Origin of the sequence: Mesorhizobium sp. M1006 (assembly GCF_040318825.1) — a bacterium.
In the GTDB taxonomy this organism is placed as follows: Bacteria; Pseudomonadota; Alphaproteobacteria; order Rhizobiales; family Rhizobiaceae; genus Mesorhizobium.
The window spans coordinates 1-13,194 of the sequence record NZ_JAMYMZ010000051.1; the positions used below are offsets into that span (position 1 = coordinate 1).

A 13,194-nucleotide genomic window follows, 5' to 3' on the forward strand; every position below is an offset into this window, starting at 1 on the left:
TCCCATCAGCCATCGCATCAAGAAATGCGCCTGGAACGACGACTATCTCATCAATGCCATCACTCATATGCGATAGCCCTGCCCTTGTGGGGAGGGTTAGGGTGGGGGTCCATCTTCGTAAGAATCCAAATGCGATTGCCCCGCCACAAGGGGGGAGATCTGCAACTTCGCCGTCCGCGCTTACTTCCCCGCTGGTCAAAATCCTCGCGGCTTGGCACAGTCGGGCAAAGAGGAGCCTGTTGATGCCGAAGACCGCCAATGCGACGAAACCAAAACCCTGGGCCGAGATGGCGACGCATCTGGTCGATGTCGCCATGGGCCGCAAGCCCGCCGATCTCGTCATCCGCAACGGGCGCTGGGTCAACGTCCATTCGGGCGAGATCATCGCCGGCACCGACATCGCCATTGCCGGCGGCCGCTTTGCCTATTGCGGGCCGAACGCCGGCCATGCCATCGGCCAGGGCACCAAGGTGGTCGATGCCGGCGGCCGCTATCTGGTGCCGGGGCTTTGCGACGCGCATATGCATGTCGAGAGCGGCATGGTGACGGTGACGGAATTCTGCCGCGCGGTGATCCCGCATGGCACCACCTCGATGTTCATCGATCCGCATGAGATCGCCAACGTGCTCGGCCTGCCGGGCGTGCGGCTGATGCATGACGAGGCCGTCGCCATGCCGGTCAACGTACTCGTGCAGATGCCGTCCTGCGTGCCTTCGGCACCGGGGCTGGAGCATGCCGGCGCCGAACTGACCGTCGCCGACGTTGCCGAAGCGATGAGCTGGGAAAACATCATCGGGCTCGGCGAGGTAATGAATTTTCCCGGCGTCGCCGCCAACGATCCGGTGATGTCGGGCGAGATCGCCGCGACGGTGAGGGCCGGCAAGACGGTCGGCGGGCATTATGCCTCGCGCGATCTCGGCCTGCCGTTCCACGGCTATGTCGCCGGCGGCCCCGAGGACGATCACGAAGGCACGCGCGCCGAGGACGCCATCGCCCGCGTCCGCCAGGGCATGAAGGCGATGCTGCGGCTGGGCTCGGCCTGGTACGACGTGGCCTCGCAGATCAAGGCGGTGACGGAGAGCGGGCTCGACCCGCGCAACTTCATCCTGTGCACCGACGACAGCCATTCCGGCACGCTGGTGCACGAAGGCCATATGGACCGGGTCGTGCGCCACGCCATCAGCCAGGGCTTGAAGCCGGTGACGGCGATCCAGATGGCGACGCTCAACACCGCCCAGCATTTCCGGCTGGAGCGCGAGATCGGCTCGATCGCGCCGGGACGGCTCGCCGATCTGCTGATCGTCTCCGACCTCGCCGAAATGACCATCGACGAGGTCTATGGCCGCGGCGTCAGGCTGGCCAAGGGCGGCAAGCTCGAAATCGACATTCCGGCCTACGACTATCCGAAGACGGCGAAGAACACCGTCAAGCTCGGCAGGAAGCTCAAGCCCGGCGATTTCGATATCGCCGCACCCCTGGGCGCCAACGAGGTGCGGGTGCGCGTCATCGGCGTCATCGAAAACCAGGCGCCGACGCGGGCGCTGGAGGCCGATCTTGCCGTCGAGGACGGGCTGGTCGCCATGGACCGCCGCAACGATGTCTGCCAGATCGCGCTGGTCGAACGCCACAAGGGCACCGGCGGCGTCACCAACGCCTTCGTCTCCGGCTTCGGCTATATCGGCGACTGCGCCATGGCGTCGAGCGTGGCCCACGATGCCCACCACATCATCGTCGTCGGCACCAACAAGCAGGATATGGCTCTGGCCGTGAACCGGCTGGGCGAGGTCGGCGGCGGCGTCGTGCTGTTTTCCAACGGCAAGGAGCTGGCGCTGGTCGAAATGCGGATCGCCGGGCTGATGTCGGACGAGCGCGCCGAAATCGTCGCCGCCAAGGCCGACAAACTCAGCGACGCCATGCGGCAGATGGGCTGCTCGCTCAACAACGCCTACATGCAGCACTCGCTGCTGGCGCTGGTCGTCATCCCCGAGCTCAGAATTTCCGACGTCGGCCTGATCGACGTGACAACTTTTCAGAAGGTTGATTTGTTCGTTTGAAGAATCACTGAACCCTGGAGGGACAGCGCCCGGACAGCGCCCCCTCTGTCCGGCAGGACAGAGGGGGGCGCGAAGGATCGCTGCAGAGCGTTTTTGTTGACAGCTGCCAATCACCGGCGCGTTTGGCAGCAGAGGTCGGCTCACCCGCCGGTGGCGATGGTCAGCACTTTGAACGGCGTGGTGATGACGATTTCGGCGACCGAGCCGACGGCCTTGCCGAGGCCCTGGCCGAGATTGTCGAGCTGGGCCGGCGCGGTCTCTTCGGAGGCGAGGCCGGCCGGGGCGCGCAGGCGGTCGCCGAGCAGCTGCACCAGGAACGGGTTGTCGGCGAATTTGGCGTGGTTCAGCCGGTCGCCGCCCTTGGTTTTGGTCAGGTCGACCACCGAGACGCCATAGCTGGCGAGGTCGGCCGCGTCGCCATAGTCGCCGACGCGTGGCTTGTCGCCGGAGATCAGGGTCGACAGCCTGAGCGCCCGGTCGTCGCCCGAAAGCAGCACGGCGAACGGCTTGTCGGGCTTGCCGTAGCGGATCATCTGCTTCTTGAACACGTCGACGTCGATATCGGGTGAGGCCAGGATGACGTAGCCGAGCTTGCCGCCGAGGTCGCGGTCGCCGGTGATGGCAAGCTGGCGCAACGCTTCCATGGTCACCCAGGTCCCCATCGAATGGGCAATGATGTCGATGCTCTTGGCGCGGCTCTTGGCGAGCATGCGCAGCGTCGCTTCGAGATCGTCGCGCGCCGCACTGGCGCTTTCCTTGTCGTAGATGTAGCCGGTCGTCGTGCCGCTCGACGCCCACGAAAACAGCACCGGCGTGCCTGGGTATTTCGTATCGTGCGCGATCTGCGTCAGCCGGTAGATACCGTCATCGAAGCCGTTGTTGAAGCCGTGCACGAAAACCAGCGCGCGGTCGCCGCGCATGGCGATGTCGGCGCCGACCGCCTTGGCGAATTGCGGCGCGCCTTCGTAGAAGGTGACGCCGGTCGCCGTGAAATCCTTCGCCGGATTGCTGTTGGCCGAGCCCTTGACCCGCTCGATGGCGCCGAGCTGGTGGATTTTGGGCACCGTCACCTCGACGCTGGCAAAGCTGGTGGTCGGCGAACGGTCGCCGTCGAACACCTGCCGCGGCTCTTTCATTGCCTTTTGCCGGGTTGTGGCGACGAAGATCTTGTGCGTCGCCGCAATGTCCGAAGCAGGCACGATGATCGTCGTCTTGTTGAGCAGATCGTGCGTGTTCTGGCCGGCGCAGCCGGTAACCGCGAGCGTGAACGCAACGACGAGAAAGATCTTCGAAGGCACGATCACGCGGGCTCCCGCAAAGGCGACGTCGAGCCGGAGACGTCTTGGCCTATTCGATAGAGGCAGAGGCCGGCACGGTCCAGTTCAAACTGTTCCGATGGTGCGGCAATGGTCAACGGTCGCTGCCGCGCAATGCAGCTATTGTCCGACCGAGGCGATGCGGTCTGTCACCTCGCGGTCGCTGGCAAACCCGTCATCCTCGCGCAGCTTCTGGCCGATCAACTGCACCAATTCCGGATTATCGGCGAATTTGGTGTGGTTGAAGCGGTCGGTTCCCTTGACGCTGGAGAGATCAACCACCGACACGCCATAGCTGGCGAGGTCGGCGGCGTTCTTGTAGTCGCCGACGCGCGGCCGCGCACCGGCGATCAGGCCGGAGAGCCGCAGCGCCCGGTCGTCGTCGGAGAGCAGCAGGATGAACGGCTTGTCCGGCTTGCCGTAGCGGCGCATCTGGCTCTTGAACACGTCGACGTCGATATCGGGCGAGGCCAGCACGACGTCGCCTAGCTTGCCGCCCAGATCACGGTCGCCGGTGATGGCGAGCTGGCGCAACGCCTCCATGGTAACCCAGGTCCCCAGCGAATGGGCGACGATGTCGATGCGCCGTGCGCCGGTCTGCGCCAGCATTCTCAGCGTCACTTCCAGCTGGTCGCGGGCAACGCTGGCGCTTTCTTTGTCGTAGACGTAGTCGGTGGTCTTGGCGCCCGACGCCCAGGAAAACAGCACCGGCGTGCCCGGATAGCCGGAATCATGGGTGATCTGCGTGACGCGGTAGACGGCGTCGTCGAAGCCGGTGTTGTAGCCGTGGACGAAGACCATGACACGGCCGCCGCGCGCCGCGATGTCGGCGCTGAGGGCGCTGGAGAATTTCGGCTGGGTGTCGTAGCCGACGACCTCGGAAGCCATGAAGTATTTGGCCGGATCGTCCGACTTGCCGCGTGAGCGCCGCTCGATCTGGCCTGTCTTGTGGATGCCGGGGACGGTGACGTTGACGCGGGCATAGTTCAGCGTCGCCGAACGCTCGCCGTCGAAGACCTTGTTGGGATCGTCGGAGCGCTTGCGCGTCGTGGCGATGAAGATCGAGTGATTGCCGGCGATTTCCGTCACCGGCACCGCCATCATGGCGCTGCCGAGCAGTTCCTCGGTTTGGCGGCCGCCGCAGCCGGCGAGCAACGCGGCAAGGACAATGATGCAAATCGTCTTCAAGGGCACTTAAGCAATTCCACTCCGGCCTGACCAAAGGCCCATCCACCTCCGCCGCACCTCCCGGACAGGCGAAGTGCGGCAGAAGTAAGTCGCAGGCGCCCGAAATGCGCTCAGCGCCCCGCGACTGCCATCGCACTGTTGCGCGAAAGCCAGAACGGCGGCAGGAACGCCGGAATGTTGGAAAACGGCAGCACTTCCGGCTTCAGCCTTATGCCAAGCACGTCGCGCATGAAGGCGCGGCGCGCCTCGATGCGGCGCCAGGCTTCGGGATAGCGCGCCGCGATCTCTTCGCGCAGCGCCTCGTCGGCCAGCGCGATGCCGTCCTCGATGTTTGTGGTGAAATAATCGGTGCCGGTCGCCGGGATGATGTCGACCTGCAAGGCCATGCCCGACTTCAATCTGATGTCGGAGCCGGAAAATACCGGCGAATGCATCCATTCGTCGATATGGATGAGATGGCCGGGGTTGAGCGCTACGCCGAAGAACCGATCGCCGATGCGCTCGTGCACAGCTTGCCACAACGCGCCGCCGGGAACGCCGATGCCGACCGTCTCGTACCAGTCGACGACGGCGCAGAAATAGGGCGCGACTAGCTTCTCGACATAGTCCTGGATGCCCCTCGGAAGCTCGGCCGCGTCCTCGACCAGAAAACCGGCGCGGGCATTGAGCGAGCCCTGGATGCCATAGGCCATGGTGATCGGGTCGCCGCGCTTGATGACGTCAAGACGCGGGCTTGGCAGGCCATAGGCCGCCCGCCCGCCGGCCGACAGCATCGGGTGGCAGCATTGCGGCAGGCCGTTGATGCCCATCAGCCGCGCCGCCTGCAATTCGGTCATGCCGGGTTCGATGCCTTGCAGGACATTGCGCAGGCCTTGCGAGGAATAGGTCGCGGCGAATTCGAACGCGGCCAGTTGGTCGGCCTCGTTGATGGCGCGCAGGCCGTCGGCAGGGTTCATCAACAGGTTCGCCGCGTTGACGATCACGCCCCTATCGCCGGCAAGGCTGCGCAACGTGTCGGCGATGAAGGACGGCAGGTCGAGCGTCGTTTCGCCAAAACCCGCATCGCCGGGGCCGAACGGCTTCCAGCCGATGGCGCCGATGCGCTGGCCGGCTTTCAGGCCGCAACCGACGAGGATGTCGGCCAGCGCTTGCGAGCGGTCGCGCGGCTGCGCCGGCAGCGAGAACGTCTGGTAGAGCACGCGCTCGTAAGGCCCGTCGCAGATCTCGGCATAGCCCCAGCCCTCATTGCCGACCAGCAGTTTCGGCGGCTTACCGGGAACGATGACCAGCAGCGTCTCCTCGAAGCGAGGATCGTAGCCGCAGAGGTAGGCGACATTGGCCGCATGTTCGCGGTCGCCATAGACGACGAAGGCATCGAACCCGCCGCGCGCGACCAGTGCCGCTATACGGGCCTCGTAGGTGGCGCGCGTAACCAGCGGCATCACCGTCGGCTCGCCGAACTCCGGCAGCGACACGGTTTTCCGGGCCACCGATGCGACAGGCATGAACACACGCTCCTACGGCCAACGAGGTTTTGGGAACACCCTTTCGGGTGGCCGGACAATGGCTTCGCGAGGCCGGATATGCAATAGCGGGACCGAATTCGCCTAGCCTGTGGGGTGCTCCAGCCATGACCAGTTTCTCCTCTCGCGTCGCTGCCGCCGCTGCCGCGATCCGCGAGATCTTTCCGGAAACGCCGCTGCAGGAAAACGACTATCTGTCGAAGAAGACCGGCGCGCGGGTGCTGCTGAAGCGCGAGGACCTGACGCCGGTGCGCTCCTACAAGATCCGCGGCGCCTTCAACTTCTTCCGCAAGACGCTCGCCGCCGGCAACGCTGCCGAGCTGTTCGTCTGCGCCTCGGCCGGCAATCATGCGCAGGGCTTTGCCTTCGTCTGCCGCCATTTCGGCAAGAAGGGCGTCGTCTTCATGCCGGTGACCACGCCGCAGCAGAAGATCGACAAGACGCGGCTGTTCGGCGGCGAATTCGTCGAGATCAGGCTGGTCGGCGATTTCTTCGACGACTGCTACCGCGCCGCACTTGAATTCACCGAAACTGCCGGCGCCCACATGGTGCCGCCGTTCGACCACAAGGACATCATCGAAGGGCAGGCGACCGTCGCCTATGAGATATCAGGCCAGATGCCCGGCGCGCGCATGGCTGATATCGTCATGCTGCCGGTCGGCGGCGGCGGCCTGGCCGCCGGCGTCACCCATTATTTCGCCGACCAGCACCGCGAAACGCGCTTCGTCTTTTGCGAGCCGGCCGGCGCCCCGAGTTTGAGCGAGAGCCTTGCCGCCGGAAAGCGGATCAAGCTCGCCAAGGTCGACAATTTCGTCGACGGCGCAGCAGTGGCCGAGATCGGCCGCGAGCCGTTGCGCCACCTGAAGGAGTTTGCCGCCGACACCGTGCGGCTGATCCCGGAAAACCGGCTCTGCGCAACCATGATCGAAATGCTCAATGTCGAAGGCGTCGTGCTCGAGCCGGCCGGCGCGCTGGCGATCGATGCGCTCAAGGATTTTTCCAGGAAGGAAATCAGGGGCAAGACCATCGTCGCCGTGGTGTCGGGCGGCAATTTCGATTTCGAGCGGCTGCCGGATGTGAAGGAACGGGCGCTGCGCTTCGAGGGCTTGAAGAAATACTTCATCATCCGCTTTCCGCAACGGCCCGGCGCGCTGCGCGATTTCCTCGAATTGCTGGGTCCCGACGACGACATCGCCCGCTTCGAATATCTGAAGAAATCGGCGCGCAATTTCGGTTCGGTGCTGATCGGCATCGAAACCAAGGACCGCCGCAATTTCGACCTGCTCAAGGCGAATTTCGACGCCGAGAGCGTCCATTACCAGGACATCACAGACAACGAGACGCTCGCCGGGTTCATCATATGAGCAGCAACGATCTTCCGAACGCTCCGGCGAAGGTTTTTATCGCGCTGTTTTCCGGCATCAATGTCGGCGGCAACCGCATCGTCAAGATGGCGGAACTCAGGTCATTTTTGGAGCAGCTCGGCTTCTCCGATGTCGCCACCTATGTGCAGAGCGGCAACGCCGTGTTCCGGTCGCCAGATGGCGATGCGGCGACGCTGACCAAGCGGTTGGAAGCGGAATTCGAGAAGAAATGGGGGTTCCATTCACGCATCATGGTGCGCGATCTCGGCTGGCTCGAGCGGCTGGCGGCGGACAATCCCTATCCGGAAGTGGCCGGCGAGCCGACCAAGCTGCATGCCTATGCGCTGGAGCGCCGGCCGACCGCCGAGGAGGTCGCCCGGCTGGCGGAAAAATGCACCGGGCCAGAACGCTTCGAGATCAAGGGCGACGTGCTCTACCTGCATGCGCCTGACGGGCTCGGCAAATCGGTGTTTGCCAATCAAATTCCGCGCGTTCTGAAGGTGCCGGGCACGGCGCGCAATTGGCGCACCGTGCTGATGCTGCTGGACATGGCCAAGGCCGGCGGTTGACAGGTCGTCTACGCGGTCGGAGCGCGTTTCCAGTCGAATGCCAGCTCTTCACGGAAGGCGAAGCGCTTGATGTGCTCGGCGACGACCGTTTCCAGGCGCTCGAGCGAGCCGGCTTCATCGGTCGTCACTGCAATGTGCAGCGCAGCCGGGTCGGCATCGAGAACCGTGCGGCCGAGCGTCAGATCGATGGTGCCGTGGTTCGGGTCGAATTCGACGGGAAACTTGTGCGCCCAATGTTTGCACAGCTGCTGCAGATAGCGGCTGGCATGTTCGGTGGCGACGTCGACATGGCTGGCCGGCATGAATGAATTCTCCTTGGGAATGCGGACGCGAAAACCGAACCAGGGCCCGCCTGCGTCCGTTCAAGATGGCGTGATCGGTTACCAGCTGCCGGTGTTCGGCATCGACGCCCACGGCTCGGCCTTCGGCTTGGCCGGACCTTTCTGCAACAGCTCGATCGAGATGCCGTCCGGCGATTTGACGAACGCCATGTTGCCGTCGCGCGGCGGCCGGTTGATGGTAACGCCATTGTCCATCAGCCGCTGACAGGTGGCGTAGATGTCGTCGACCTCATAGGCGAGATGGCCGAAATTGCGGCCGCCCTTGTAGTCTTCCGGGTCCCAATTGTAGGTCAGCTCGACCAGCGGCGCTTTCTCGCTGATGCCGCTTTGCTCGTCTTCGGGGGCGGCGAGGAAGATCAGCGTGTAGCGGCCTTGCTCGTTTTCATGGCGGCGCACTTCCTTGAGGCCAAGCTTGTTGCAGTAGAAATCGAGCGAAGCATCGATGTCGGCGACACGGACCATGGTGTGCAGATAGCGCATGATTTCCTCCTTATGTTGCGTTGCGGCGCAACATAGGGGCGGCCCGGCCAAAGGGCAATTGGCCACGCTTGCCGGCGCCGGCAAACGGCAAATCCGCTATTCCTGTACGGAACCGTGAAAAAAGGCACGTCAGGTCTTGCACACACCGGAAGCCGCGGTGTTAATCTGATACCAAGAATCAGTTGCAGTGTTTCTTGAAAAAAGGGGGCGTTCTTATGGGGGAAAAGGCCTCTTTCATGGGGCGGGACGGGGCCGGTAACGATGCGTTGAAGCGGGATGAGAGCGCCGATACGGCCGATCTCGTCGAAATCGCCGGCGCCATCAAATGGTTCGACGTGGCCAAGGGCTACGGTTTCATCCTACCCGATGATGGTACTTCGGGCGACATCCTCCTCCATGTGACATGCCTTCGAAAGGACGGTTTTCAGACCGCCCTGGAAGGCGCCCGTGTCGTCTGCCTGGTCAAGCAGGGCGAGCGCGGGCTGCAGGCCTTCCGCGTGCTCTCGATGGATGTCACCACGGCGGTGCATCCGGCGGAGATGCAGGAGCAGCGCACCCATGTCGCGGTGACGCCGGAAAGCGGCCTCGAACGGGCGCTGGTCAAATGGTTCAACCGCACCAAGGGGTTCGGCTTTCTGACCCGGGGCGAGGGCACCGAGGACATTTTCGTCCACATGGAGACGCTGCGCCGCTACGGCATCACCGAACTTCGGCCGGGCCAGGTGGTGCTGGTCCGCTTCGGGCGCGGCGACAAAGGCCTTATGGCTGCCGAAATTCACCCCGATATGGGTACCTTGCCGGTCTCGCATTAGTTCCGGCCGAGGATTTCATATGGCTCACAGGAACCGGCTGACGGCGGGCGCGCTCTGCGCCGGGATTTTCCTCATCGTCGCCGCAAGTGCGTTCTTCTATTTTCAGCAACCGAGTTCCGCCGACGGCAAGGCGATGATCCTTCCCGTCGACCCGGCGCCGCTGGTCGCGGTGACGAAGGCCGGCGAGCGTTCTTTTTCCGTGGAAATCGCCGACACGCCCGCCGAGCGCGAAGCCGGCCTGATGTTCCGCCGCCACATGGCCGACAATCACGGCATGCTGTTCGTCTTCGGCGCGCCGCAGGATGTGAGTTTCTGGATGAAGAACACGCCGATGCCGCTCGACCTGATCTTCGTCGGACAGGACGGCCGGATCCGGGCGATCGAGCAAGGCGAGCCGCAGTCGGAGGCGATCATCTCGCCGGACGAACCGGTGCGCTTCGTGCTCGAGCTCAAGGCGGGCACGGCCGCCAAAAAGGGCATTAAGGACGGCGACCTGCTGCGCCATCCGGCCATCGGCACGGCGCCGGGGCCGGCCATGCCGCCGCCCGACAAGGGCGATGCGCCGAGTGTCGATTCCGACTGAGCGGGCAGGATCTTCAGCCGATGCAGTTCTTCTCACATGACGGTTTCGACCTTGCTTTCCTTGACCGCCAGCCGGCATCGGGGCAGGGCGATCCGGTGCTGATGATCCACGGCTTTGCCTCGAGCCATTACGTCAACTGGGTGTCACCCGGCTGGTTCAAGACGCTGAACGACGCCGGCTATCGTGCCATCGCCTTCGATAATCGCGGCCATGGCTCGTCGTCGAAGAGCTATGACGAAGCTGACTACACGCCGGCAAAAATGGCGTCGGACGCGGCAGCGCTTTTGAACCATCTCGGCATCGAACGCGCTCATGTCATGGGTTATTCGATGGGCGCGCGCATATCGGCCTTCCTGGCGCTGTCCGATCCGGACAAGGTGGCGACGCTGGTCTTCGGCGGTCTCGGCATCGGCATGATCGACGGCGTCGGCGACTGGGATCCGATAGCCGACGCCCTTCTGGCCGACGATCCGGCAGGCACCAGCGATCCGCGCGGCCGCTCGTTCCGCGCCTTCGCCGATCAGACCCGCAACGATCGCCGCGCGCTCGCCGCCTGCATCGCCACCTCGCGCGAATTGCTGAGCGAGGCCGACATTGCCCGCATTGCCCAGCCGACCTTGATTGCGGTGGGAACCAAGGACGACATCGGCGGCTCGCCGGATGAACTCGCCGCCCTGATGCCGAACGCCAGGGCTTTTCACATCGAAGGCCGCGACCATATGCTGGCGGTCGGCGACAAGACCTTCAAGCAGCGCGTGCTGGAGTTTTATGCCGAGCATCGGTTTTGATGGATGGCTCCCCAAAAGCGGCCATTGGGCCTGAAGCTGGGGTTCTTAGCGGTTTTGCAACGATACGGGAGTAACTAAGCGTGACGCGTGGATCGGTTCAAACCCGCAACGCGCTGAACGAGGGGCAGGGGGTACGATGGCACAATGGGGAAGAAGCGACGCCGCTTTGCTGGGCGTCGTTGCGAAAAACAGCTTCGGCGAATGGTCCGTTGTTCTAGCGCTGGCTGCATTGGTGGCAGGCGCGATGGCGATCACCGCGTTGATGGCAATGCCCAGCGACGCGTCCGTGCTTATCCAGCACAGTGTGACAGGCTTCTTCATGGCGGTATTTTTCCTGGTCGGGCCATTGGCGCATCTTACCGGCGCGGTCGTCGGGCTGATGGCGCTGGGTCGTCCAAACGACAATCGTTTGCTCGGCCTGGCTGGCATCGTGGTTAACGGCGCGTCGCTTGCCGCCGGGGTGTTTATGCTGTGGGCCATGGCATCGACCATAGGCGCGTTTACGTGATTTCGGGCAAATCTTCCGGACGCAAGTGGCCGACGCGTCGGGCTACGATCGGCGCGGGCTGTGCCCCAGCGCCGTGAGCGAGCGCGCCATGTTATGCCGGGCCTGGGTTTCGAAGCGCCGGCGGAATTCCTCGCTGTGGAAGATATGCGGACGCGCGAGGAAGCCCTCTAGCACTGCGGCACGGCCGGCCCGCCACATCGGCTCATCGACCCACTTATATTCGCGGCGGACCGCCTGTTCATAAGCGTCGAACGCCTCGGGCGCAGCACCCAGGATCGCCAGGTCCATGTCGAGGAACAGCGCCGCGTCGCGAACCGAATGCTGGTCGCCAAGGGGCGGCAATTCGTGGCCGGCGGTGGCAGTGATCATCGCCGCGATGTGGCCGAGGCGTTGTGCATCGGCGCGACCGGCGAGCTTTTCCTCGGCAAGTGCGGCACTCCTCGCCTCATTGTCCTTGGCGCGGCTGTCGTAGATCGCGTCGTGAAACCAGATCGCTGCCTCGACTGCTTCAGGATCATGCAACAACGCCTTGTAATCATTGGCCAGCGCCAGCATCGCCTCGATGTGGCCAAGGTCGTGGTAGTGGCGATCTTCGGCCTCATAGAGCGCGGAAAGCTCGCGCTTCAGGGTCTCGTCCATCAAGGTTGCGTTTTCCATGGCTGCTTGAAATTCCGCCAACCAAATCCATTTCACCAAGCACTAAGGAAAATTGAGTTCACCCGTGCTATGATCTGGCTTATAGGTGCGGCCGGAGAATAGGCAAGCCGCCAACCGAGACATTGGATGGCCGAGACATTGGATGGCCGGAGACATCAGATGAACAGCGTTACGATTTCCCGTCCCACCAGGGTGCAGCCGGTAGATCCGATCTGGCGTTCGATCCGCGACGAAGCGATGGAAGCGGTCAACCGCGATCCGCTGCTGGCGGCGTTCCTCTATTCGACCATCCTCAATCAGGAAAACCTGGAAGAAGCGGTCATTCACCGGCTGGCCGAGCGCCTCGCCCACCAGGACATCGGCTCCGACCTCATCCGCCAGACGTTCAAGGCGATGGCGGCCGACGACAAGGACTGGTCGACGACGGTGCGCGTCGATATCCAGGCCTATTACGACCGTGATCCGGCATGCGACCGCTTCATCATGCCGGTGCTCTACTTCAAGGGTTTTCACGCCATCCAGACGCACCGGCTGGCGCATTGGCTGTGGAACCAGGGCCGTCAGGACTTCGCGCTGTATTTGCAGAGCCGGTCGTCCTCGGTGTTCCAGACCGACATCAATCCGGCTGCCCGCATCGGCAAGGGCATCTTCCTCGACCACGCCACCGGCCTCGTCGTCGGCCAGACGGCGGTGATCGAGGACGACGTGTCAATCCTGCACGGCGTGACGCTGGGCGGCACCGGCAAAGCCGGCGGCGACCGCCATCCCAAGATCCGCTACGGCGTGCTGATCGGCGCCGGCGCCAAGATCCTCGGCAACATCGAGATCGGCCATTGCTCGAAGATCGCGGCCGGCTCGGTGGTGCTGTCGCCGGTACCGCACAACAAGACGGTTGCCGGCGTGCCGGCCCGCGTCGTCGGCGAGACCGGCTGCGACCAGCCTTCGCGGCAGATGGACCAGCTGTTGCCATCGCAGACGATGGACCACGTCGTCAGCTTCGACATCTGAGTG

The 13,194-nt window shown here is 63.8% G+C and carries 14 protein-coding genes; 8 read left to right on the forward strand and 6 right to left on the reverse strand.

The genetic code is table 11. The features are described from left to right. Positions 1-242 precede the first annotated feature (242 nt). Entirely contained in the window at positions 243-2,054 is a 1,812-nt protein-coding gene (ade, locus tag NKH60_RS29245; protein WP_352453476.1) for an adenine deaminase, read from the forward strand. Positions 2,055-2,194: 140 nt separating this feature from the next. On the opposite strand, the gene NKH60_RS29250 is transcribed toward ade, so the two are convergent. The 3 genes from NKH60_RS29250 to NKH60_RS29260 form a co-directional block, all read right to left on the reverse strand. Further along, on the reverse strand, positions 2,195-3,358 hold the full coding sequence (locus NKH60_RS29250) for an alpha/beta hydrolase (RefSeq protein WP_352874314.1): 1,164 nt from the start codon (positions 3,356-3,358) through the stop codon (positions 2,195-2,197). Positions 3,359-3,490: 132 nt separating this feature from the next. Beyond that, the gene (locus NKH60_RS29255) at positions 3,491-4,564 is read right to left on the reverse strand and encodes an alpha/beta hydrolase (protein ID WP_352451120.1); all 1,074 of its coding nucleotides are present in this window, start codon (positions 4,562-4,564) and stop codon (positions 3,491-3,493) included. A 104-nt stretch (positions 4,565-4,668) separates the two neighbouring features. Then, the gene (locus tag NKH60_RS29260; protein ID WP_352874316.1) at positions 4,669-6,063 is read right to left on the reverse strand and encodes a hypothetical protein; all 1,395 of its coding nucleotides are present in this window, start codon (positions 6,061-6,063) and stop codon (positions 4,669-4,671) included. 125 nt (positions 6,064-6,188) lie between these two features. On the opposite strand from NKH60_RS29260, the gene ilvA reads away from it, so the two are divergent. After that, positions 6,189-7,445, forward strand: coding sequence for a threonine ammonia-lyase IlvA (gene ilvA, locus NKH60_RS29265; RefSeq protein WP_352684880.1), 1,257 nt, complete (start codon positions 6,189-6,191; stop codon positions 7,443-7,445). Beyond that, on the forward strand, positions 7,442-8,014 hold the full coding sequence (locus NKH60_RS29270; RefSeq protein ID WP_352874318.1) for a DUF1697 domain-containing protein: 573 nt from the start codon (positions 7,442-7,444) through the stop codon (positions 8,012-8,014). Before ilvA ends, NKH60_RS29270 begins: the two co-directional genes overlap by 4 nt. Positions 8,015-8,022: 8 nt before the next feature. Here NKH60_RS29270 and NKH60_RS29275 read toward each other — a convergent pair whose 3' ends face one another. Together NKH60_RS29275 and gloA are read right to left on the reverse strand one after the other, a co-directional pair. Then, on the reverse strand, positions 8,023-8,316 hold the full coding sequence (locus tag NKH60_RS29275; protein ID WP_352472739.1) for a DUF2218 domain-containing protein: 294 nt from the start codon (positions 8,314-8,316) through the stop codon (positions 8,023-8,025). Positions 8,317-8,394: 78 nt separating this feature from the next. Continuing rightward, positions 8,395-8,835, reverse strand: coding sequence for a lactoylglutathione lyase (gloA, locus tag NKH60_RS29280; RefSeq protein WP_023674793.1), 441 nt, complete (start codon positions 8,833-8,835; stop codon positions 8,395-8,397). Positions 8,836-9,050: 215 nt separating this feature from the next. On the opposite strand from gloA, the gene NKH60_RS29285 reads away from it, so the two are divergent. The 4 genes from NKH60_RS29285 (at position 9,051) to NKH60_RS29300 (ending at position 11,526) form a co-directional block, all read left to right on the forward strand. Continuing rightward, a complete protein-coding gene (locus NKH60_RS29285; protein ID WP_502893739.1) occupies positions 9,051-9,647 on the forward strand; it encodes a cold-shock protein in 597 nt (198 codons plus the stop codon). 19 nt (positions 9,648-9,666) lie between these two features. Beyond that, positions 9,667-10,230, forward strand: a complete 564-nt coding sequence (locus tag NKH60_RS29290) for a DUF192 domain-containing protein (RefSeq protein ID WP_352477423.1) — start codon at positions 9,667-9,669, stop codon at positions 10,228-10,230. Between the two features lie 20 nt (positions 10,231-10,250). Then, positions 10,251-11,018 (forward strand): alpha/beta fold hydrolase, encoded by a 768-nt coding sequence (locus NKH60_RS29295; RefSeq protein ID WP_352874320.1) that lies wholly within the window; start codon positions 10,251-10,253, stop codon positions 11,016-11,018. A gap of 136 nt (positions 11,019-11,154) precedes the next feature. Then, positions 11,155-11,526, forward strand: coding sequence for a hypothetical protein (locus NKH60_RS29300; RefSeq protein ID WP_352874322.1), 372 nt, complete (start codon positions 11,155-11,157; stop codon positions 11,524-11,526). A gap of 42 nt (positions 11,527-11,568) precedes the next feature. Here NKH60_RS29300 and NKH60_RS29305 read toward each other — a convergent pair whose 3' ends face one another. Beyond that, on the reverse strand, positions 11,569-12,183 hold the full coding sequence (locus NKH60_RS29305; RefSeq protein ID WP_352684869.1) for an HD domain-containing protein: 615 nt from the start codon (positions 12,181-12,183) through the stop codon (positions 11,569-11,571). 159 nt (positions 12,184-12,342) lie between these two features. Between NKH60_RS29305 and cysE the strand changes: the two genes are divergently transcribed. Then, complete coding sequence (gene cysE / locus NKH60_RS29310; protein WP_023717455.1) at positions 12,343-13,191, forward strand: serine O-acetyltransferase; 849 nt, start codon at positions 12,343-12,345, stop codon at positions 13,189-13,191. Positions 13,192-13,194: the final 3 nt, after the last annotated feature.